This window comes from Streptococcus handemini (assembly GCF_040984445.1).
GTDB classification, from domain to species: domain Bacteria; phylum Bacillota; class Bacilli; order Lactobacillales; family Streptococcaceae; genus Streptococcus; species Streptococcus handemini.
In genome coordinates, this window is the sequence record NZ_JBFRYH010000039.1 from 1 (window position 1) to 20986 (window position 20986).

Consider the following 20986-nt stretch of genomic DNA (forward strand, 5'->3'; position numbering starts at 1 on the left):
TATATCCAGTTTTACAATACACAACGTTATCAAACAAAATTAAACAACCTGACTCCTTGGGAATTCAGGAATCAGGTTGCTTAGTATCTTTTATTATTTGACTGTCTACTTGACAGGGAGCCGTTCAGTGGTTAAAAAGTGTGATATAGTATGGTTAATAAATGAAAAGAGGTTAGAAAAACCATGAATAACAACTAAATCTACTGTTTGTTTTACCCCTTATACTCTATAAAATCAAGATCTGATACGGAAGAAGTTGATTTTGGACGAGTATTATTTCTATGCGCTGAGGATAGTGCTGGTACAAGGGATAAGACTGTACTGTTGAGATTTAGAAGTTCTATTTGATGAACATTGGAAGATGATGATTTGATCTGTCTTGTTTAGATGTTCATAAGTAGTCATTGGTTTTTCTTTGGCTGTCACAGCAAAGGAGAGCTATGTTAGAGATCGATGCTTTAGCGTGGCTTTTTGTGTACCCTTCTAAATCTTTTTGCAAGCATCAGAAGGAGAAGAAGTATGGAAGTTATCAGCTGTATCAACCTTCAAAAGGAAGTAAAAGGCAGAGAGTTAGTCAATATTCCTCATCTAGAAGTTCAGTCAGGACAAAGAATTGGGCTCATAGGTGAAAATGGAACAGGAAAGTCTAGTTTGTTAAAAATCTTTATCGGAGAAGATAGAGAATATAGTGGATAGGTGTGGATACGATCGGATTGGGCTTATGTGCCCCAGTTGAAAGAGGCAAGTAGTTTATCAGGTGGTGAGCAGACCTTGAAGGCTGTCAAAAAAGCCTTTTCTGAACGGGCAGGTATCCTCTTTTTGGATGAGCCGACGGCTAATATGGATCAAGAAAATCGTCAGTGGTTGATTCATCAATTAAGGCGGTATCGAGGGACAGTCATTGTAGTGAGCCATGATCGCTATTTTTTGAATCAAGTTGTCAACCATATTTGGTTATTAGCCGAACAAACAATCACGCCCTATGTAGGCAATTATCAGGCTTTTGAAGAAGTAAGGAAAAGGGAGCATGAGCAGCAAGAATAGGCTTATCAGTACTACCAGCAGGCGGTCAATCACTTGTGTGACGTTGCACAAGCACGAAAACAAAGAGCAGATAAGCTAACCAAGCGCAAAAAAGGGCGATCGAGTTCGGAGTGGAAAGTCCAATCCCAAATGGGAAGTTACGATAGTCAAGCAAAGGCCATGGCCAAGAGCGCAAAAGCAATTGAGAAGCGAATAGAGCGTTTAGAAAGGGTTACGCAACCTCGCAAAGAAGCTTGGGCAAAATTGGAAATGAAAGGAGTAATCGCACAAGACATTCATACCTTATTCCGTTTGGAAGCTGGTCAGGTCAGGATAGACGGTCAGCGGTTATTTGATTATCCTTTATTTTCTATGCATAAAGGAGATCGCCTCGCACTTACGGGAAGAAATGGCTCTGGGAAAACGACTTTTATTCGTCAGTTGGTGAGAAAAGAACTTGCAGGTTATTTTTCAGAAAAACTAGCCATAGCCTATTTTGCTCAGGATTTGCAGGATCTTGATGAAACACAATCAGCCTTTGAAAATGCTGCTAGTTGTTCGGTCCAAGATAGGGTGACGATTTTAAATCTACTGGCCATGCTAGGCATTCGCTATGAGAAAGCAAGGCAGAAGGTAGCTGTTTTATCAGGCGGTGAGCGGGTGCGATTATCCCTAGCAAAGACATTATTGAGTGATCATCATTTATTGATTTTGGATGAACCAACCAATTTTTTAGATTTGACGACTATTCTAGCTTTGGAAAAATTTTTAAAAGACTACAAGGGCAGTCTGCTATTGATATCACATGATCAAGCATTTGTCACTAACGTAATGAATCAGACATGGGAAATTGAAAATGGTATCTTGGGTCAAGTTAGTCGTGAGCATCGGCTTGATGAGAAATAGCCTGAAAAAACACTTGCCCAAACAGAAAAAAATGAGATCGATGTGTTATAATAGAGAAGAATTTTCTAGAATGAGGTTTTATGAGTGACTAAACAGACACATTCCCGTAAGGGACGTGAGGATAGTTTTATTCCTAGGCGGTTAACAATTCTATTTGCCATCGTCATTGTCCTATTTTCCGTTTTGATTGCAAGGCTAGCTTACATGCAGATCATCAATAAGGAATTTTATACTGATAAATTAGCAAAGGCTAGTCAAAAAGTTATTACAAACAGCTCTGTACGAGGGCAGATTTATGATGCCAAAGGTGTTCCCTTGGTGGAGAATCAGGTGGAGCAGGTAGCGACCTTTACGCGTTCCAATAAGATGACAGCTCAGCAAATGAAGGAAGTTGCCCAAAATCTATTAAAATGGTTAACATTGACAGATGTCACCGTCACACCAAGAGAGCGAGCTGATTTTTATTTGGCGGACCCTACTGTCTATGCCGAAGTGGTCAGCCAGCTGCCAAAAGAGCAGCGACTGGATACCGCTGGAAATGCCCTGGATGAATCGGTTATCTACAACAATGCCATTGCTAGTCTGACAGAAGAACAGATCACGTATCCAGAAGAGGAACTAAAAGTCGTCGAATTATTTTCTCAAATGAACGCGGCAGCCTATTTTGAAACAGTCAATTTGGGGACCGATCCCCTAACAGCTGAGCAAATTGCCATGATTGCTGCTAACGAATCAGAATTGCCAGGTATTTCTACAGCAAGCAATTGGAATCGAGTCGTGGCTCCGACCTCATTAGCTTCCATCATCGGCACAGTAACGACTCAGCAAGCAGGCTTACCGAAGGAAGAGGCCGAGGAGTATTTGGCCAAAGGATACTCCCTCAACGACCGTGTAGGAACTGCTTACTTGGAAAAGCAATACGAGGAAGTGCTACAAGGTCAGCGTGAAAAGAAAGAGATTAACCTTGACCGTAATGGAAATGTGGAAAGCATTACAACGATTCAGGAAGGCGGGAAGGGAAACAATGTTAAGTTGACCATTGATTTGGCCTTTCAGGATGGGGTGAACGCTATCTTGAAAAAACATTTTGATAGCGAATTAGTGACGGGGAGTGCGCGGTATTCCGAAGGTGTATACGCTGTTGTATTGGAACCCCAGACAGGAGCGGTCCTTGCTATGGCAGGGTATAGCCACGATAAGAAAACCAATGCAGTAAAGGAAAATGCCCTTGGTACCCTTACGAATGCCTTCGTACCAGGATCGATTGTCAAGGGAGCAACCATCACATCGGGTTGGGAAAACGGTGTGCTTTCAGGAAATCAAGTCTTGAAAGATCAACCGATTCAATTTGCAGGATCTGCTCCCATCAATTCGTGGTTTACTGCGTATGGTAGTCGAGATATTACAGCCGTGGAGGCATTGCAATACTCTTCGAATACCTATATGGTGCAGATTGCTCTAGATATTCTTGGCCAACCTTATGTGCCTGGTATGGTTCTGAATGAGACGAATCAGCTCACTCCGTCCATGGAAAAAATGCGGTCAACCTTTGGAGAATATGGGCTTGGTGTGGCGACAGGGATTGATTTGCCATTAGAGTCAACAGGATTTATTCCAGCAGAATATACTCTTTCCAATTATATTACAAATGCTTTTGGCCAATTCGACAACTACACGCCGTTGCAGATGGCTCAGTATGCGGCTACTGTTGCCAATGACGGGACTCGTGTATCGCCTCATCTTGTTCAAGGAATCTATGATAACAATGACGAGGGTGGTTTGGGCAAGTTAGTGGAAGAAGTTTCAGGCAAAGAGTTGAATAAGGTAAAGATTTCTGATGAAGAGATGGGGATCATTCAGCAAGGATTTTATATGGTTGTAAATGGCGGATATGGATTTACAACTGGTTTTGAAATTGCAAATGGCGCCAGTGTTCCGATTAGTGCTAAAACAGGTACTGCCGAAACATTTGTTACAACGGAGACAGGGCAAGTACTGAATGCTGTCAATACGAATATCGTTTCCTATGCCCCAAGCTCTAATCCAAAGATTGCCGTAGCTGTTGTTCTCCCAAATCTTACGAATCTAAACTCTACTACTAGCAAGTACATTACAACAGAAATCATCAACCTATACAATTCACTTTATCCGATGAATGAATAATACTAGCCAGTATTTGTTGGAACATTTTGTTCAGAAAGAGAAGATTCAGTCTTAAGACCGATGTTTTTCTACTTGAGCTGAGATATACTTAATTCAATCCTAAAATTTTTCATAATCTCCGAAAACATCCAGCCACAGGGCTGGTTGTTTTTTGTTGGATAGGCTAAATTTGTGTTATAATGGAAACATAGCCAGCCGATTTTCGCGATGAAAGTCAAGGTTTTACAAATGAAAGATTAGAAAGACAGAAAACAGAATTGTTATACCCCACACCTATTGCAAAATTAATAGAGAGTTATACGAAACTACCTGGAATTGGGATAAAAACAGCGACCCGTCTGGCCTTTTATACAATTGGAATGGAAGAAGATGTGGTGAATGAATTTGCCAAAAATCTGCTGGCGGCGAAACGCGATTTAGCCTACTGTCAAATTTGTGGTAATTTGGCAGAAGAAGAGACCTGTGCCATTTGCCAAGATCAGACTAGGGATTTGTCTACGATTTTAGTCGTTGAAGATAGCCGAGATGTTTCAGCCATGGAAAATATTCAAGAATACCACGGCTTGTACCATGTTCTTCATGGCTTGATTTCACCCATGAATGGCGTTGGACCAGATGATATTAACCTCAAAAGTTTGCTGACGCGCTTAATGGACAACGAAGTGACAGAAGTCATTATTGCCACCAATGCAACAGCTGATGGAGAAGCGACGTCAATGTATATTTCACGGGTTCTAAAACCTGCAGGTATTAAGGTTACTCGTTTAGCGAGAGGACTCGCAGTCGGCTCAGATATTGAATACGCCGACGAAGTAACGCTCCTGAGAGCCATTGAAAATCGTACAGAGCTCTAAACTTGTCCTTTTTGGGGCTGAAAGTAATGAAAATTGTGAGAGAAAGTTAGGAAATAGTCATGTCAAAAGAAACCATTATCCTCCTTTACGGCGGCCGTTCTGCAGAGCGTGAAGTGTCTGTACTATCTGCTGAGAGCGTGATGCGCGCGATTAACTATGAGAAATTTTTTGTCAAAACCTATTTTATTGCACAAAATGGTGATTTTATCAAAACACAAGAATTTGATACAACTCCCTCTGCGGATGAAAAATTAATGACTAATAGTACGATTATTCCAAGCCAGCGGATTCAGCCGAGTGACATTTATGAAGAAAATGCAGTGGTCTTTCCAGTCCTTCATGGGCCCATGGGCGAAGACGGCTCAATCCAAGGATTCCTAGAAGTCTTGCGCCTACCTTATGTGGGAACCAATGTCCTCTCTTCAAGCGTAGCCATGGACAAGATTACGACCAAGCACGTTTTAGCTTCAGAAGGCATTCCACAAGTAGCTTTTGAAACGGTGATTGAAGGAGAAGATGTAGAGGCAAAAATACAGGCGATAGAAGCTCATTTGACCTATCCAGTCTTTGTTAAGCCAGCGAATATGGGCTCAAGCGTTGGGATTTCAAAAGCAGAAAATCAAGCTGAGTTGCGCTCAGCCATTGAACTCGCTTTCCGCTATGATAGCCGTCTTTTGGTAGAGCAAGGGGTGAATGCCCGAGAAATTGAAGTCGGATTATTAGGCAATGCAAATGTTAAGACGACCCTACCAGGTGAAGTGGTCAAGGATGTTGCCTTCTATGACTATGATGCCAAATACATTGACAATAAGATTACCATGGCGATTCCAGCAAGCATTTCATCTGAGATTACAGAGCAAATGCGGACCTATGCAGCAGCAGCCTTTCGAGCAATTGGTGGGTGTGGTCTATCTCGATGCGATTTCTTTTTGACGGAAGAAGGAGAGATTTTCCTCAATGAGTTGAATACCATGCCAGGCTTTACCCAATGGTCTATGTACCCACTTTTATGGGACAATATGGGACTTGCCTATCCTGATTTAATCGAGACCTTGGTATCTTTAGCCAAGGAGACTTTTGTAAAACGTGAGCAACATTTAATTTAGGAATGAAAATAACATACGAGAAAGCTTAACAGGAGAACTCATCAACCCTGTTAGGCTTTTTTCTGTGCCGTAATTGTCTGCACCTGAAAAATGGTGAGTAAGCAGATGAGCCGACAGCTAGTCTTGACACGGAACGAGCTTTTGAAGTAGTAGCGCTTCTTGCTAAAAAAAGGAAAGAACGCAATAAATCGATGCTTATAGTTATCCACGATCATCGGATGATTGAAGAGCGTGATAAAGTCTATAAAATGAAAGACGGTGTTTTAACTTAGGTTCGGTAAGAGCCTTTTCCAAAAATATGATATAATGAAAAGAGCATACGCTCTTTTTCGTTTATAGTCCGACGATTTGTGAACTTGAAAGACTAGGATAGACAAGAGCGTTTTTGGAGAAAAAGATGAAAGTAACAATCTATGAAGTTGCCCGTGTTGTCGGAGCAAAAAATGATGTGACGGTGTATGAAGATGGCCCGCTGAATAAGGTTGAATTTGATAGCCGATTGATAACAGAGGGAGATGTATTTGTCCCGCTAAAGGGAGTAAGAGATGGCCATGATTTTATTCCAGTAGCTGTTGAAAATGGCTGTGCAATCACCTTTTCTGAAAAGGAAGTGGCTGTTCCCCATATTCTGGTTGAGGATTGTCTACTTGCTTTTCAGGCTTTAGCGACTTACTATCTTGATAAAATGCAAGTCCAAGTGATAGCTGTGACAGGTTCAAATGGCAAAACGACGACAAAGGATATGATTCACGATATTCTGGCAACGACTTTTGTGACCTATAAAACCCAAGGGAATTACAATAATGAAATTGGTCTGCCTTATACGGTTCTTCATATGCCGGACAATACTGAAAAACTCGTTCTTGAAATGGGGCAGGATCACTTAGGAGATATTCATCTTTTATCTAAAATTGCAAAGCCCAGTCTTGCCGTGATTACACTTTTTGGTGAAGCTCACTTAGAATTTTTTGGATCACGAGAGCAGATTGCCCAAGGAAAATTACAGATTGCAGATGGGATGCCAGCCGGAGCAACCTTGTTGCTACCCAATGATCCAATCGGAAATGCCTATCTTCCTAGTCAGCAGCAGCTTGTCCGCTTTGGAGAAGGGGGAGAGATTTATCTCACCAGTTTGTCAGAAAATAAAGCCAGCTTGACCTTTACAACTAACTTTATTGACGGCATCATTACCCTTCCTGTAACAGGTAAGTACAATGCTACTAATGCTATGGTAGCAAGCTATGTTGGAAAATGTCTCGGTGTTTCAGATGAAGCGATTAAAGCGGCTCTCGCTCAATTACAACTGACTCGCAACCGAACAGAATGGAAAAAAGCGGGAAATGGGGCGGATATTTTAAGCGATGTCTACAATGCCAATCCGACAGCCATGCGGTTGATTTTAGAAACCTTCTCAAGTATTCCAGCTAATAAAAATGGGAAAAAAATTGCCGTTTTAGCGGATATGAAAGAATTGGGTGCCGAGTCTGTTGCCCTGCACCAAGAAATAATCACCAGCCTCTCACCAGATTCTCTAGATACCCTTTTCTTCTACGGACAAGATATCGAAGGGTTAGCTCAATTGGCTGCGCAGATCTTTCCACTTGGTAAGGTGCATTTCTTTAGAAAAAATGATACGGAAGACCAATTCGAGGAGCTAGTTGCGCGCGTGACAGCTAATCTTGGGTCACAGGATCAGATTTTGCTCAAAGGTAGCAATTCCATGCACCTTGATCAGCTGCTAGCAGCTCTGGAGTACAAATAACCAAGTATAGAAGCTATTTTATCTGTCACAAGATAAGATAGGAGGCGAATGGGGAGTTTGCTCTCAGTTCGTAAAGGGAAAAATAATATGAAAGAATTTTTTACGGATCAGCCTAGTTTTCCACCTGAAATCGGCTTTTCTGAACATTTGTATTTAGTATTCGGTCTGATTTTAGTAATCTATGGCGCTATCAAGTATCATGACAATCAAAAGTGGCAACGGACCTTTAAGGGGCTTCAAATGCTTCAATTGGTTCTACTCTATGGTTGGTATCTGGCGATTCAATCCCCTATTTCTGAGGCTCTGCCGCTCTATCATTGCCGGATGGCGATGTTCGTGCTTATACTTGCACGAGATGATTCATCCTATAAGGAATATTTTTCCTTGATGGGGGTGTTTGGCTCTATATGCGCTTTGGTATATCCAGTATTTGATCCCTTTCCCTGGTTTCATGTGACGATTTTTTCCTTTATCGTAGGTCATTTGGCTCTCTTGGGAAATGCCTTGAACTATCTTTTGCGCCAGTCCAGTTATCAATTAAATTTAGAAAAGATTGCGATGCTGACCTTTGGTATCAATACCTTTATTCTGATAGTAGATGTAGTAACTGGTGGAGATTATGGCTTTTTACGTAAGTTGCCCTTACTTGGCGATTTTGGGCTTGTCGGAAATTACTTGATTGAATCCATTCTCTTTACACTGGTTTTAACTGCCTTATCTAAATTATTTCGTGCAGTGCAAGCCACTCACCAAGTAGAAAAACAAGACTATGAGAGAAGCTGAAAGGCTTCTTTTTCTCTGTATCACTCTTATTTGAAAAATCCCCTTCTTTTGGTTATAATGATAGGGATATAGAGAATAGCTCTGCTATTTTCAAAGAGAACAAAAAACGAAAAAGGAATGAAGATGACATTACAAGATGAGATAAAAAAACGCCGCACCTTTGCCATTATTTCCCACCCGGATGCGGGGAAAACAACGATTACAGAGCAGTTGCTCTACTTCGGTGGGGAAATTCGTGAGGCTGGAACGGTCAAGGGAAAAAAGACAGGAAATTTTGCCAAGTCTGACTGGATGGACATTGAAAAGCAACGGGGAATCTCGGTAACTTCTTCTGTGATGCAGTTTGACTATGATGGCAAGCGGGTCAACATCCTAGATACTCCAGGACATGAGGATTTCTCAGAGGACACCTACCGAACGCTAATGGCGGTGGATGCTGCGGTCATGGTGATTGACTCCGCAAAGGGGATTGAGGCTCAGACTAAGAAATTATTTGAAGTTGTAAAGCACCGCAATATTCCAGTTTTTACCTTTATCAATAAATTAGACCGTGACGGTCGTGAGCCACTTGATCTCTTGGAAGAATTGGAAGAAGTTCTTGGGATTGCCAGTTTTCCAATGAACTGGCCAATCGGTATGGGAAAATCTTTTGAAGGCTTGTATGACTTGCACAACAAGCGCTTGGAACTCTATCGTAGTGCAGAACGCTTTGCAAGTTTTGATGAGGGAGAGGCACTCTTTGGAAGCAATCCTTTCTATGCTCAGGTGTTGGAAGACATTGAACTCTTGAGTGAGGCGGGAAATGAATTTTCAGAAAGTGCGATTTTAGAAGGAAAATTAACACCTGTTTTCTTTGGCTCGGCCCTAACGAATTTTGGGGTGCAGACCTTCCTTGAAACCTTCTTGCAATTTGCACCAGAACCGCATGGGCATTTGAAAACGGACGGCGAAATAGTCGAGCCATTGTCTAATGATTTTTCAGGTTTTGTCTTTAAAATTCAAGCCAACATGGATCCTCGCCACCGCGACCGCATTGCTTTTGTCCGCATTGTTTCAGGTGAGTTTGAACGCGGTATGGATGTCAATCTTACACGTACTGGCAAGAAAGTCAAGTTATCAAATGTCACTCAGTTCATGGCTGAGGCACGGGAGAATGTTGAAAATGCCGTGGCAGGAGATATTATTGGAGTCTATGATACAGGAACTTACCAAGTTGGTGATACACTAACGGTTGGAAAAAACAAGTTTGAATTCGAACCGCTGCCAACCTTTACTCCTGAAATTTTTATGAAAGTTTCTGCTAAAAATGTGATGAAACAAAAATCCTTCCACAAGGGAATTGAACAGTTGGTGCAAGAGGGGGCGATTCAGCTCTATACCAATTACCAGACAGGCGAGTATATGTTGGGAGCTGTTGGTCAACTCCAATTTGAAGTCTTCAAACACCGCATGGAAAATGAATACAATGCAGAAGTCGTCATGACGCCGATGGGGAAAAAGACCGTGCGTTGGATTGCCCAAGATCAGCTGGATGAGCGGATGTCGTCTAGTCGAAACATTCTTGCCAAGGATCGCTTTGACCATCCTGTATTCCTATTTGAAAATGACTTTGCCCTACGTTGGTTTGGGGACAAGTATCCAGATGTAGTGCTGGAAGAGAAGATGTGAGAATAGTATAGAGGTTTAATAAAGTATGAGTATCAATAGAAATGATAAATGTCCTTGTGGTTCAGATAATAAATATAAAAAGTGTTGTATGAGGATATTGCCAGTTTCCTCAAAAGATTATCTAAATAATAATTTTGAGATGATTAACTTTTATAAAAAACTGTATCAAGATGAAGTGAATATTGATTGGATTACTAGACAATTGACATCGGGTTTTTTTTCATCTTTATTGTTACGAGATTTATTTAGGTATAGAGTTTTTATTGATTCTCTAATGTTACTTTTCAATAAAGAAAGGGAACTATATACCAGTTTACACCAACTACAATATGTAGTATTTCTAACAATACCAAAAAAGGCGACCGCCAAATGGAAATCGCCTTTTGTTTTTATCTTTTCAGTTAGGGAACTATATACCAGTTTACACCAACTACAATATGTAGTATTTCTAACAATACCAAAAAAGGCGACCGCCAAATGGAAATCGCCTTTTGTTTTTATCTTTTCAGTTAACTTATTCTGCGTCATAAGCTATCTAAAATTGAAAAATCACTAGAATAGCAATCTTCTACAATGTCCTGAAAAACTGCAAACTTTTTTATAGATTTCTGTACCATAATCTGAAGAAGGTATAAATAAGTGGTACGGGTCAAAGAATAGTATGGTCAAATAGCGTATGGAATGCTTTTGCGCTCTATCAGTCTTCGGTTCTACAGTATAAAGCGACACCACTCTAAAACTCCCTCGGTCAGAAAGTAAATGATTCGTCCGAATATCACTCTTGTAGAATAAGCCAGCATAAGAATCATATACTGCACCAACATATTTCTTAAGAATTTCTTCAATTCTCTCACTATTAGCTCTATCATGGTCTACTTGACTCATGTACATTTTAATACAATCTAAACTTTCATTTAGCTGTTCAAATGCTTTTATAACATTAGGAAAGTCCGCACCTTCGTCTAAATTTTTAGGATAATGATTTGAAAAAGATAAATTAGGTATGTTATAGCATGTTTTTGCAACATCTGAAAGTTGTACTTTAGCTTTAACTAATGGTGCATCAACTTTAAAAGATTCTACACTATCAATGACCAATTCCCTAACAGATACAATAGGAGTTTTAGGCTTAGGAGAAACTGTTAAGTTATTAAAGATTTGAACATTAGACATACTTTTCTGCGTACTCACTAACTATAGATGAATTATCCATCGGAATATGTAAATCTCCAGATTTATATACCCCTAACCAAGAATCATCTTGGTGAGTTCTATCAACTAAACTAAAATCATCAATAATATTGGTTTGAGCAACAATATTTTGAATAAATCCTTTTACATTTTTGCGTTCATTTGTGCTGAAAAAGTTATCAATTTCAGCATCCGTTAGATTCTCTTTTGAATAATTGAAGCTTTTCTCTCTGTTATAAACATCAACTTCCACAGGTCCATACTGCCATGCTTCAAATTTTGCTGAAAATAAGTTCTCTGGATAATTTTGTTCAGAAAAATCATTTTCTCCTTCAGCATTACTTTGAAGTTTTCCATAGGTTGCACCATAAAATGCAAATAGAAGATAAAGAGTTTTTTGAACTTTAATTCTTGTAGGATTATCCAACAATTTATAAAGGTAATTTACCAAAAAATCTTTATCAGAGAATACCACATTGTCCATACAAACTCCATTCCTTTTTTTAAGAAAATATGAAAAATAACACATATATCATATTTTTAAGTATTTGTGATTAACTTCTATGCAATAATTATATTACACAAGCTAGGATAATTCAATTATTTTAGTGAGTTTTTTAGTTATCGTTTTTATTTAGAGCTTTAAATAAGGTTTTCTTATCCATAATCTCTCTCAAGCAACTTTTTGCTGAATTTTAAGGTTAACTTGTAAACAGGTTTTTGATAGACATACCTTTTTGTAAGATGATTTTTGGAAAGTGTTAAACTATAATTACTCATCTCTAGGGTTATAGTTCATTGCTATCCAAAGTTTCTTATCAAAATCAGATAGTTCTTTTTCCTTTGGATAAACGCAGTCATTCAAATCAGGGAATTTGAGACGATACTTTTTCTCAAAAAAGTTTTGAAACTCCTCTTTATTCTCTGCGACATCAATCAAGGCTTCCAGCTCTGCCATGTGTTTAGCGATTGCTTTTCTATCTACTTTTTTAAGGCTTTCTTTCAACGCATCGTAGACACAAGTCTTTGTTAGTTGAGCGTAAAAAGAACGATGATTAGTAACAAAATCAAAACTGTACTTTTTATTCCAGAATTTCGTATACTTGTCATAAAATCTATCAGAAAGACTAACCTGATACCCAATTAGTTTACTATCAACTCTTCGAGAAATAGACCTTTCCAATTCAAAATGTAAATCATTTAGTGTATTAGTAGCCATAAATTAGCTCCCTATATTTAGTACGGACACTGGCATTTGAAAGTAAGAGATTAAAACGCTGACTATCCGAATAATCACGAGTATTATAACGGAAAACAAATTCATCTACATAGTCTTGAAGATATTTCTTAGACCATGAATGATAAATTCCTAAAACGCCACGTTTCAATCCAGCCCAAAAGCCTTCAATCGTGTTAGTATAAACATCACCTTGTACATATTCACGAGCACCGTGATTTACAAAGTTATGTTGATACATCTTAGCCACTTTATTATAACCCAGCCATTCGTCTGTGTAAAGTTGAGCAGTCTCTTTGACATATTTGACGATTTGCTCGGTCAATGTTTTTGTCTTTGTATCTGGCACATGATGAGCATTGACTTTTCCTTTGCGTTGTACCATGCCTACTACAGCAGATTTATCCTTCAAAGAACGCCCTTGTGCGTTTTTGACTTTCTTAGAATTATGGCGGTTCTTGTTTTTACCTCCAATGTATGTTTCATCAACTTCTACAACATCATCAAGACTATTGCCGTTTTCAGTACCAAAGCATTTGCGAATACGTTCCAGCATAAACCAAGCTGTCTTTTGCGTAACACCTATGTCTTTTGATAGTTGCACAGACGAAATGCCTTTTTTATGGGAAGTTACAAGCCAAATTGCCATGAACCATTTACGCAGTTCAATCTTAGTATTATCAAAAAGAGTGCCAGTTTTGACATTGAAGTATTTTCCTGTATTCTTGCAACGGTATTTATTATCTTTGCATTTATAGACTTTTGAAGTAGCATCAAAAGGGCTGACAATCACATCGCCCCAAATCATATTTTCTAAATGGTCTATACATGACTGTTCGTCAGGAAAAGCAGATTGTAAATCAAATAATGACTTAAATTCAAACTTCATAACTGGTACTCCTCACTTCGTAATTAAATTATATCGAAAATAAGAATACATGTCAACAAAAATGTAAACTTCTACTATACAAAACCTAGAAATTTTGATATAATAGATTTATCAAAACATAAAGGAAGTTGAGTATTATGAACGCAATCACAGCTCACAGCTCACAGCTCACAGCTCACAGCTCACAGCTCACAGCTCACAGCTCACAGCTCACAGCTCACAGCTCACAGCTCACAGCTCACAGCTCACAGCTCACAGCTCACAGCTCACAGCTCACAGCTCACAGCTCACAGCTCACAGCTCACGCTGATTATGTAATCGGGCGTGTTTTTTGTCAAGCATTAAAACAGGCTTTTTCACATTTTTGTGAGAAGGCTTTTTATGTTAAGTTTTCTGAGTTGTTTTTAGAGAGGAATGGGGAGGTACAGTATGCCTAACCATTTCTCAAACGAAGTTGATGGACAACTAAAGTTTTATCAAGATTATCTACCTCTTGTTGATAAAACTTTGAAAACAGATGATATTTTAACAGATTATACAGATGGTATTGTAAATGGAAATCTGATTGAATTTAAAGTTGTTATCAATGATATTAACTCTGTTCTATTCCAAGCCATCAAATATCTATCCGCTCGGAGAATCAAAGGGAAAGAAATTCCCAAAAACATTCTACTTGTGTCGCTAACGAATGAAAAAATCTACGTTTTTGATAGTCAGGAATATTTAACACATATTGAAAAAGTATATTTTGGTGGTGCAAGTGTAAAAACCTCTGGTTTTTCTTCTGATGCTCCTCTTGAGGTTTTAGAATACGGTCAAAGCCAACTAGACGAAAGTCGTCTCATTACTTTACTACGTTCAAAACAATACACAAAAATTAACATTGACGAAAACTGTATTGTTGGTTGGGCAGAACGTTTTTATCGTGAAAACAAAGGAGCTAAAAAGTCTGATTTTATCGGTGACCATACTGGTAAAGTTAAAATTATTGGTGAAATTCGGAAACCTGAAAAACTAAAAGAGTTTATCAATCCTTATATCGGTGAAACTAATGTTCAATTTCAATATTTGATGGATAAACTCAATGATACTTTGCAAAAGAAAAATTTAGGAGCTTTCTACACTCCTGAACCTTATGTTCAAAAGTCATTGGAGCTAGTCCGACAAGCTATTAAACGTGTTCCAGAAGGAAATGATTATATTATTTTGGATAGATGTGCTGGAACTGGAAACCTTGAGAAATTGATGAGCGACGAGGAATTAAGTCACTGTGTTCTTTCAACTATAGAATATTATGAATACAAGGTTCTGCTGGAATTACTTGGAGATAAAGTCCGTCATATCATTCCACCAACTGAAAAAGAAGATACTTTTAATATGGGGCTAGTCCGAGGAGCTGATGCTCTTAGTGAGGAATATATCAATAATGAAATTATTCAACGCTATATCAACGACCCAAAAGTAACAATTATTTTGTATGAAAACCCACCCTATGCAGATACACGCAGTATAGAGCATCAAAAAGCAAAAAAGACTTCATCATCATCTCAATGGAAACAAAGTTATTTAATGAAACAGATGAAACAAGAAATCAAGGGAATGGGCGTAAATGAGATGGGAAACATCTTTATTTGGAGTGGTTTCAAATATTATCTTCGTCAGCCTACTGATAGCTACATTATTTATAGCCCAATTAAATACTGGAAAGAAATTCATCTCATTGATAAAAAGTTTGAAAGAGGATTTGCTTTCAACAGAAGATATTTTCACACTAAAATTGATGCACTAGTTTCTTGTATTCTTTGGTCAAATGTAGATGAAAAATTAGATAATATTACCCTTGAAGCATTCAATATAGTCAATAACGAAATTTTACAAGAAGAAGATTTAACTATCAATCGTATTTATACGAAATATAGTAATGTGTATTACGACAAACGGAAATTTAGTGACGATAAATTATCTGATTTTGTATTGGGGTTAAATGGAGCAAAATTAGTAGGCACAAATAAGATTACTTCTCAAACAATTATAAATAACAATCTAATTGGCTATTTGCGAGCTTCTGGAGTGAATTTTGACAATCCTGACTTGGCGTCTTCTCTACTAGTTGCTAGTCTATATAATGGTGCAGGGTATTTCCCATTAAGAAAGGACAATTTCCTAGAAAAACTCCCAATGTTTGCCGCCAGTCGCTACATTACTTATAATCGTCACTGGACACAGCGTGCTAATATTATGAAATCTGCTGATGGTGCTGAACGTTTTAATAAAGCTGTATCAAGTAACAAGATTGAACAAGACTTATTGAAAATTCTGCTCTTCACAACACTTGAAACGCAAAATCACATGAGAAGCTTATATGGCTCTGATGGACGATTCTACCGCAATGAGTTGTCACTGGATAACTCTAATGGAGATACGTTAGCAACAGTCAACTTAGCAAAATTGAAACAAGGTTCTAAAGAGACTGCATTATTTGAACAATGGAACAAAGTCCTAACAGAAGCTAAGAAAACGGAAAATTATAATTCTAAATTAACGTATTCAGTTTATCAGATTATTGATGAGCTTAACACATCTGAAAAAGATGAAAATGATAAAACAATCTATGACTATCCTGAATTAAATGGACATTTAAATACTTTGAAAGCAACACTAAAAGAGTATTATAACTCTGAAATTGTACCATTCTTATTTAAGTACGAATTTTTGAAGTGATAAATAAAAGACGATTTCCAAAAAGGAAGTCGCCTTTTTTGACATTCACACAAATACTATATCTTGTGGTTGGTGTAAACTGGTATATAGTTCCCTAAAGAAAAATTAGAGAAAAAGTATTTTAGAGGAAAAATTATTTATAAGGACTTTTTTGAATATCTAAATAGTAGTGACCATGAAATGAAAGACTTTTTGGACCTCTATAGAAGATTTTTGAGAGAGAAGGTTAGGCGTCTTGTACCAATGAACTCATTTTATGTTCCTTATAGTTCTGAAGAGACAAAGCCGTATGATCAGTTAGCACGTGTTAGAAATGCTTTTGCACACATGAATTATGGACATTTTGAATTTTTGTTACATAGAGAATATGGAACAGAATATTTGATTGGTTATAGTATCTATAACAAGGATAAAGAAACAAATGAATCAAAATTCCATGGATTTATATTAGAACCAGTTTTACATTATTTTATTCAATCATATTTTTCAAACTATACTTCTTATGGAATAGTTTATAAACATACTTGGTTTAGTTGGAGTTCTATGTCTGAATACCAATATAGTTCTGTAATAAATGAGTATACGGATGTTAAAGTAAATTCTTTAATTTATAAAAAAGACGAAAAATATACAGGAAATTTTTCTCATGAAATGATTTCGTTTACTAAAATTTTCAAGAATTTAAATCATGAAGAGATAATGGCTTATATTACATCTCATAGTGCAGAATTTGAACATTCCGTTTATAATATTTCAAAAGAAGAATTTGATGAAAAATTAAAATTTGTTCAAAATGAGCTAGGCAGAGAAGTAACTATTGAGGAGTTTTGTTCTAGTATAAAATTTCTATATGATTTTGAAACAGAATTTTCAAACTTTTTAGTTCATTTGATGCAATTAAATGATCGTATTATTGATTATATTTCTCCATGGATAGAAAATAGCTCTAAAAATAAGGATAAGATATTATCAAGTATTGAAGAGCTAAAAGAGGATAAATATAGCTGGTTAGCGTTTAAATATATGTTTCCTATTCTTAGTGTAATCAATATTTGTTTGAGATTTGAAGATGATGATTTATTTAAAATCAATCCGAAAAACGTTGATATAGAAGGGTTTGTAATAGATAATACTAACCTTGAAAGATTTATGGAGACACATTCAAATATTAAGGAAGAGAACAAGACAAATGTTTACATTTTAGAAAGGTTAAGAAATTCTGTTGCGCATGGTCATATTCATCTTACACTAAAGGATGGCAGTATGAGCTATCAATTTACAGACGCTTATAATAATCGAAGTGAACAGATATCAATTTCATATTTTGCATTAAATCAATTTATAAATCAATCTGTTTTTAAGCAACGTGACTAAAGTTGAGAATCTTATATTAGAATGTAGGGAGGAGCGTTAGTCGTTTAGTTTTTATTTATGATGTTGGTACTGTGTCTTGACAACACTTAGTAATCATGAAAAGCTAAACGACTCTAACATGAATATGGGACTATTATCTGGTTTAATGGGGAATGCTGGCCAAACGGATGCAGCAAGAGTAGAAGCACAACTAGAGGCAGTTTTATTGTCGACAGAGCAAGTAAATGAAGCCTTTAGCTTGATTCGTGATTTAATCGTTTTTACCGATAAGCGCCTGATTTTGGTAGACAAACAAGGAATGACGGGAAAGAAAACTTCCTATAAATCCATTCCCTACCGTTCGATTTCGCGTTTTGAAGTCGAAACATCTGGGCATTTTGACTTGGATGCCGAATTAAAAATTTGGATTTCATCTGGTATTGAACCTGCTGAAACCCTCCAATTCAAGAGTGATAAAAGTGTAATTGCTATTCAAAAAGCGCTGGCAGAAGCAGTATTATTCTGATATATATGGAAATAGAGATTGGAAATTTTACCAGTCTCATTTTTAGTTGGATACAATAGGTTAAGCAGGACAGATCTGCATGCTTTCCAGATGGTGCCCATGGATAAAGAGAATATTTGCTTGCTAGGCGTTTGATACAGCCAATCAACTGAGATGCATATCCCTTTAAACCTCTGATAATTACGGAAAAGATAAATTAAAAAGGTGAACATCAACTTATTTTCCTTTTCTTTTTCGAATAAACAAGAGAAGGAGGAAAAAAGATGAACAATCTAAGACAAATTGTTTGTATGTTACTAGCTGGACTGGTCATGATGCAGCCGCTGGTTGCGCATGCGGATCAGGCCTATCAGGAAGCAGTTGCTGTGCATGAACCAGTTTCTTTGGATACGGTTAAAGCCAAGATAAAATCCAAAGAAACCTTTATTCTATATATCGGACGAGAGGATAATCAATTATCACAACAGTTCGCACCTAAATTAAAACAGGCTGCTAGAGCTAGTCAGAAAAATGTGTATTATTTGAATACAGCAGGAATTGACGTAAAAGTCTATAAATCCTTTGCTCGTAAATACCAAATTAAAACTCCAAGCTACTTAGGAACTTTTGGAGGTCGGAAACTCTTGTCTTATCTGACTGAAATAGGAAAAGCAGATGAGGATCAGATTCTTCACTATTTGATTGGAAATGAGTAGTCATTTTTCAAAAGATTGAGCCTGAAAGATAGTTTGAAATTCCGATGTAAGAAAAAATAATGGGTTTCACTATCTTTTGGGCCAGCTTTGTGTTATACTAGACAAGTTGCAAACAACAAATCGTAATTTTGGGAAATCTAGCTCCACTTCTTGCACCAGGGTGATGTCTAAAAAAACCTGTCCTACGTAGACAGTTTTTCTTTTTTAGGCGAGGGCTAATGTCCCATTGGTGTTCAGAGTGGAATATCTGTTCGACCTCTCCAAATAGTTTGAACATCAGGCATTTGGGCGCAGTATTGTCGAGTCTGTTACAGAACTTCGTCAATCTTGCGGAGGTGAGACGGCAAAGAGAAAGTATCTTTTTGTTCCACTCTCTTAGAAAGAAGGATAGATGAAATTTAATGAATTACAGTTATCTGCTGACTTGCTAGCAGAAATCGAAACAGCGGGGTTCGTGGAAGCTAGCCCGATTCAGGAGAAGACCATTCCCCTTGCCCTTGCAGGCAGAGACGTTATTGGTCAAGCACAGACAGGAACAGGGAAAACAGCTGCCTTTGGCCTGCCAACTCTTGAAAAAATTCGCACAGATGAGCTCATTGTGCAAGCCTTGGTGATTGCACCAACGCGCGAATTAGCAGTTCAAAGCCAGGAAGAACTCTTCCGTTTTGGACGAGGTAAGGGTGTCAAAGTACGCTCAGTCTACGGTGGCTCCAGCATTGAAAAACAAATCAAGGCACTAAAAACAGGAGCACATATCGTTGTCGGTACACCAGGTCGTCTTCTTGATTTGATTAAACGCAAGGCCTTGAAACTCAACCATGTGGAAACCCTTATCCTTGATGAAGCAGATGAAATGCTGAATATGGGCTTCTTGGAAGATATTGAGTCTATTATCTCTCGTGTTCCAGAAGAACGTCAGACCCTTCTCTTTTCAGCGACGATGCCAGCTCCGATCAAGCGGATTGGTGTTCAATTTATGAAAAATCCTGAACATGTTCAGATTGAAGCCAAAGAATTGACAACGGAATTAGTAGATCAATACTATGTTCGTGTTAAAGAGCAGGAAAAATTTGATACCATGACTCGTCTCATGGATGTCGATCAACCAGAATTGTCGATTGTATTTGGTCGAACCAAGCGTCGTGTAGATGAATTGACCCGTGGACTGAAAATCCGTGGTTTCCGTGCAGAAGGGATTCACGGTGATTTGGACCAAAGCAAGCGCCTGCGTGTTCTTCGTGATTTCAAAACGGGCGGTCTTGATGTCCTTGTTGCAACGGATGTTGCAGCTCGTGGGTTGGACATTTCAGGTGTGACTCATGTCTATAACTATGATATTCCTCAGGATCCAGAAAGTTATGTTCACCGTATCGGCCGGACAGGTCGTGCTGGAAAATCTGGTCAATCCATAACCTTCGTCTCGCCAAATGAAATGGGCTACCTCAAGATTATTGAAGATTTGACCAAAAAACGCATGACAGGCATGAAACCTGCAACAGCAGAAGAAGCCTTTCAGGCCAAGAAAAAGATTGCGCTGAAGAAAATCGAGCGTGATTTTGCCGATGAAAGTATCCGCAAAAACTTTGATAAATTTGGGAAAGATGCCATTAAATTGGCTAGTGAATTTTCACCAGAAGAATTGGCCATGTACATCTTGAGCTTGACGGTTCAGGATCCCGAATCTATGCCAGAAGTGGAAATTGCGCGTGAAAAACCATTACCATTTAAGTATGTCCCAGGTGATAAGGGCGGAGGACGAGGTAAGTCGTCTGGTAAAGGTGGCAGAACATCAGGTAATCGCAGAGGTGATGACCGTCGCACTGGTGGTCGTAGAGATTATAAGGAAAAACGCCGCACAAACGACCGCGACCGTTTCGGAAAAGACAACAAAAAGCCACGCAAACGTATTTCCAGCGAGAAAAAGACAGGCTTCGTCATCCGCAATAAGGGAGATAAATAAACTGGTCCAGTGGACCAGTTTATCAGATTGAAGACAAAGTCCATAGAATTCATTTTCTAAGGGCTTTTCTTTATAAATAGGAGTATAATGAAAGTATCTCATATGAGGAGGATAAGAGCTATGCTTCATAAAGAACAACCAGAATATAA

20 protein-coding genes and 1 pseudogene are annotated in these 20986 nt (G+C 38.2%); 17 read left to right on the forward strand and 4 right to left on the reverse strand.

Going from position 1 to position 20986, the window contains the following annotated elements; genetic code table 11:
- The first annotated feature begins 3 nt into the window (after positions 1 to 3).
- The 12 genes and pseudogenes from ABPH35_RS06950 to ABPH35_RS07005 all read left to right on the forward strand — a co-directional run bounded on the left by ABPH35_RS06950 (position 4) and on the right by ABPH35_RS07005 (position 10821).
- Complete coding sequence (locus ABPH35_RS06950) at positions 4 to 84, forward strand: IS3 family transposase (RefSeq protein ID WP_349988131.1); 81 nt, start codon at positions 4 to 6, stop codon at positions 82 to 84.
- Between the two features lie 435 nt (positions 85 to 519).
- Positions 520 to 696, forward strand: coding sequence for an ATP-binding cassette domain-containing protein (locus ABPH35_RS06955; protein ID WP_349989012.1), 177 nt, complete (start codon positions 520 to 522; stop codon positions 694 to 696).
- Complete coding sequence (locus ABPH35_RS06960; protein WP_349989011.1) at positions 697 to 1044, forward strand: hypothetical protein; 348 nt, start codon at positions 697 to 699, stop codon at positions 1042 to 1044.
- A 129-nt stretch (positions 1045 to 1173) separates the two neighbouring features.
- A complete protein-coding gene (locus ABPH35_RS06965) occupies positions 1174 to 1929 on the forward strand; it encodes an ATP-binding cassette domain-containing protein (RefSeq protein WP_349989010.1) in 756 nt (251 codons plus the stop codon).
- Between the two features lie 84 nt (positions 1930 to 2013).
- Positions 2014 to 4092 (forward strand): penicillin-binding protein PBP2B, encoded by a 2079-nt coding sequence (gene pbp2b / locus ABPH35_RS06970; RefSeq protein WP_349989009.1) that lies wholly within the window; start codon positions 2014 to 2016, stop codon positions 4090 to 4092.
- Between the two features lie 257 nt (positions 4093 to 4349).
- Positions 4350 to 4946, forward strand: coding sequence for a recombination mediator RecR (recR, locus tag ABPH35_RS06975; protein ID WP_349989008.1), 597 nt, complete (start codon positions 4350 to 4352; stop codon positions 4944 to 4946).
- Between the two features lie 59 nt (positions 4947 to 5005).
- The gene (locus tag ABPH35_RS06980) at positions 5006 to 6052 is read left to right on the forward strand and encodes a D-alanine--D-alanine ligase (RefSeq protein WP_349989007.1); all 1047 of its coding nucleotides are present in this window, start codon (positions 5006 to 5008) and stop codon (positions 6050 to 6052) included.
- 101 nt (positions 6053 to 6153) lie between these two features.
- A pseudogene (locus tag ABPH35_RS06985) lies at positions 6154 to 6324 on the forward strand (hemin ABC transporter ATP-binding protein); the annotation flags it as partial.
- Positions 6325 to 6449: 125 nt separating this feature from the next.
- Positions 6450 to 7814 carry a UDP-N-acetylmuramoyl-tripeptide--D-alanyl-D-alanine ligase gene (locus ABPH35_RS06990; protein ID WP_349989006.1) on the forward strand — a complete coding sequence of 455 codons (1365 nt, stop codon included), beginning with the start codon at positions 6450 to 6452 and terminating at the stop codon, positions 7812 to 7814.
- 87 nt (positions 7815 to 7901) lie between these two features.
- Positions 7902 to 8597 carry a YwaF family protein gene (locus ABPH35_RS06995; RefSeq protein WP_349989005.1) on the forward strand — a complete coding sequence of 232 codons (696 nt, stop codon included), beginning with the start codon at positions 7902 to 7904 and terminating at the stop codon, positions 8595 to 8597.
- A gap of 123 nt (positions 8598 to 8720) precedes the next feature.
- The gene (locus tag ABPH35_RS07000; RefSeq protein ID WP_368849682.1) at positions 8721 to 10265 is read left to right on the forward strand and encodes a peptide chain release factor 3; all 1545 of its coding nucleotides are present in this window, start codon (positions 8721 to 8723) and stop codon (positions 10263 to 10265) included.
- 25 nt (positions 10266 to 10290) lie between these two features.
- On the forward strand, positions 10291 to 10821 hold the full coding sequence (locus ABPH35_RS07005) for an SEC-C domain-containing protein (protein WP_349989003.1): 531 nt from the start codon (positions 10291 to 10293) through the stop codon (positions 10819 to 10821).
- On the opposite strand, the gene ABPH35_RS07010 is transcribed toward ABPH35_RS07005, so the two are convergent.
- The 4 genes from ABPH35_RS07010 to ABPH35_RS07025 form a co-directional block, all read right to left on the reverse strand.
- Positions 10818 to 11438, reverse strand: coding sequence for a hypothetical protein (locus ABPH35_RS07010; RefSeq protein ID WP_349989002.1), 621 nt, complete (start codon positions 11436 to 11438; stop codon positions 10818 to 10820). The two genes, ABPH35_RS07005 and ABPH35_RS07010, sit on opposite strands and share 4 nt — an antisense overlap.
- Positions 11431 to 11940, reverse strand: a complete 510-nt coding sequence (locus tag ABPH35_RS07015; protein WP_043026401.1) for a Panacea domain-containing protein — start codon at positions 11938 to 11940, stop codon at positions 11431 to 11433. Before ABPH35_RS07015 ends, ABPH35_RS07010 begins: the two co-directional genes overlap by 8 nt.
- 288 nt (positions 11941 to 12228) lie before the next feature.
- Positions 12229 to 12675: a hypothetical protein gene (locus ABPH35_RS07020; RefSeq protein WP_349989001.1), complete on the reverse strand. Its 447-nt coding sequence runs from the start codon at positions 12673 to 12675 to the stop codon at positions 12229 to 12231.
- A complete protein-coding gene (locus ABPH35_RS07025) occupies positions 12665 to 13582 on the reverse strand; it encodes an IS1595 family transposase (protein ID WP_349989000.1) in 918 nt (305 codons plus the stop codon). The genes ABPH35_RS07020 and ABPH35_RS07025 overlap by 11 nt, the downstream gene beginning before the upstream one ends.
- 429 nt (positions 13583 to 14011) lie before the next feature.
- Between ABPH35_RS07025 and ABPH35_RS07030 the strand changes: the two genes are divergently transcribed.
- The 5 genes from ABPH35_RS07030 (at position 14012) to ABPH35_RS07050 (ending at position 20837) form a co-directional block, all read left to right on the forward strand.
- The gene (locus ABPH35_RS07030; RefSeq protein WP_349988999.1) at positions 14012 to 16303 is read left to right on the forward strand and encodes a hypothetical protein; all 2292 of its coding nucleotides are present in this window, start codon (positions 14012 to 14014) and stop codon (positions 16301 to 16303) included.
- A gap of 243 nt (positions 16304 to 16546) precedes the next feature.
- Positions 16547 to 17677 (forward strand): hypothetical protein, encoded by a 1131-nt coding sequence (locus tag ABPH35_RS07035; RefSeq protein ID WP_368849683.1) that lies wholly within the window; start codon positions 16547 to 16549, stop codon positions 17675 to 17677.
- A gap of 124 nt (positions 17678 to 17801) precedes the next feature.
- The gene (locus tag ABPH35_RS07040) at positions 17802 to 18182 is read left to right on the forward strand and encodes a PH domain-containing protein (RefSeq protein WP_349989014.1); all 381 of its coding nucleotides are present in this window, start codon (positions 17802 to 17804) and stop codon (positions 18180 to 18182) included.
- Positions 18183 to 18445: 263 nt separating this feature from the next.
- The gene (locus ABPH35_RS07045; protein WP_349988997.1) at positions 18446 to 18877 is read left to right on the forward strand and encodes a thioredoxin domain-containing protein; all 432 of its coding nucleotides are present in this window, start codon (positions 18446 to 18448) and stop codon (positions 18875 to 18877) included.
- Between the two features lie 391 nt (positions 18878 to 19268).
- Complete coding sequence (locus tag ABPH35_RS07050; protein WP_349988996.1) at positions 19269 to 20837, forward strand: DEAD/DEAH box helicase; 1569 nt, start codon at positions 19269 to 19271, stop codon at positions 20835 to 20837.
- Positions 20838 to 20986 lie beyond the last annotated feature (149 nt).

Coding starts and splice junctions, on each gene's coding strand:
- ABPH35_RS06980 (WP_349989007.1), top strand. CDS start 5,006: ATGTCAAAAGAAACCATTATCCTCCTTTACGGCGGCCGTTCTGCAGAG.
- ABPH35_RS07035 (WP_368849683.1), top strand. CDS start 16,547: ATGAACTCATTTTATGTTCCTTATAGTTCTGAAGAGACAAAGCCGTAT.
- ABPH35_RS07000 (WP_368849682.1), top strand. CDS start 8,721: ATGACATTACAAGATGAGATAAAAAAACGCCGCACCTTTGCCATTATT.
- ABPH35_RS06955 (WP_349989012.1), top strand. CDS start 520: ATGGAAGTTATCAGCTGTATCAACCTTCAAAAGGAAGTAAAAGGCAGA.
- ABPH35_RS06990 (WP_349989006.1), top strand. CDS start 6,450: ATGAAAGTAACAATCTATGAAGTTGCCCGTGTTGTCGGAGCAAAAAAT.
- ABPH35_RS07020 (WP_349989001.1), bottom strand. CDS start 12,675: ATGGCTACTAATACACTAAATGATTTACATTTTGAATTGGAAAGGTCT.
- ABPH35_RS07025 (WP_349989000.1), bottom strand. CDS start 13,582: ATGAAGTTTGAATTTAAGTCATTATTTGATTTACAATCTGCTTTTCCT.
- ABPH35_RS07040 (WP_349989014.1), top strand. CDS start 17,802: ATGGGACTATTATCTGGTTTAATGGGGAATGCTGGCCAAACGGATGCA.
- ABPH35_RS06995 (WP_349989005.1), top strand. CDS start 7,902: ATGAAAGAATTTTTTACGGATCAGCCTAGTTTTCCACCTGAAATCGGC.
- ABPH35_RS07045 (WP_349988997.1), top strand. CDS start 18,446: ATGAACAATCTAAGACAAATTGTTTGTATGTTACTAGCTGGACTGGTC.
- ABPH35_RS07050 (WP_349988996.1), top strand. CDS start 19,269: ATGAAATTTAATGAATTACAGTTATCTGCTGACTTGCTAGCAGAAATC.
- ABPH35_RS07030 (WP_349988999.1), top strand. CDS start 14,012: ATGCCTAACCATTTCTCAAACGAAGTTGATGGACAACTAAAGTTTTAT.
- ABPH35_RS07010 (WP_349989002.1), bottom strand. CDS start 11,438: ATGTCTAATGTTCAAATCTTTAATAACTTAACAGTTTCTCCTAAGCCT.
- ABPH35_RS07015 (WP_043026401.1), bottom strand. CDS start 11,940: ATGGACAATGTGGTATTCTCTGATAAAGATTTTTTGGTAAATTACCTT.
- ABPH35_RS07005 (WP_349989003.1), top strand. CDS start 10,291: ATGAGTATCAATAGAAATGATAAATGTCCTTGTGGTTCAGATAATAAA.
- ABPH35_RS06965 (WP_349989010.1), top strand. CDS start 1,174: ATGGGAAGTTACGATAGTCAAGCAAAGGCCATGGCCAAGAGCGCAAAA.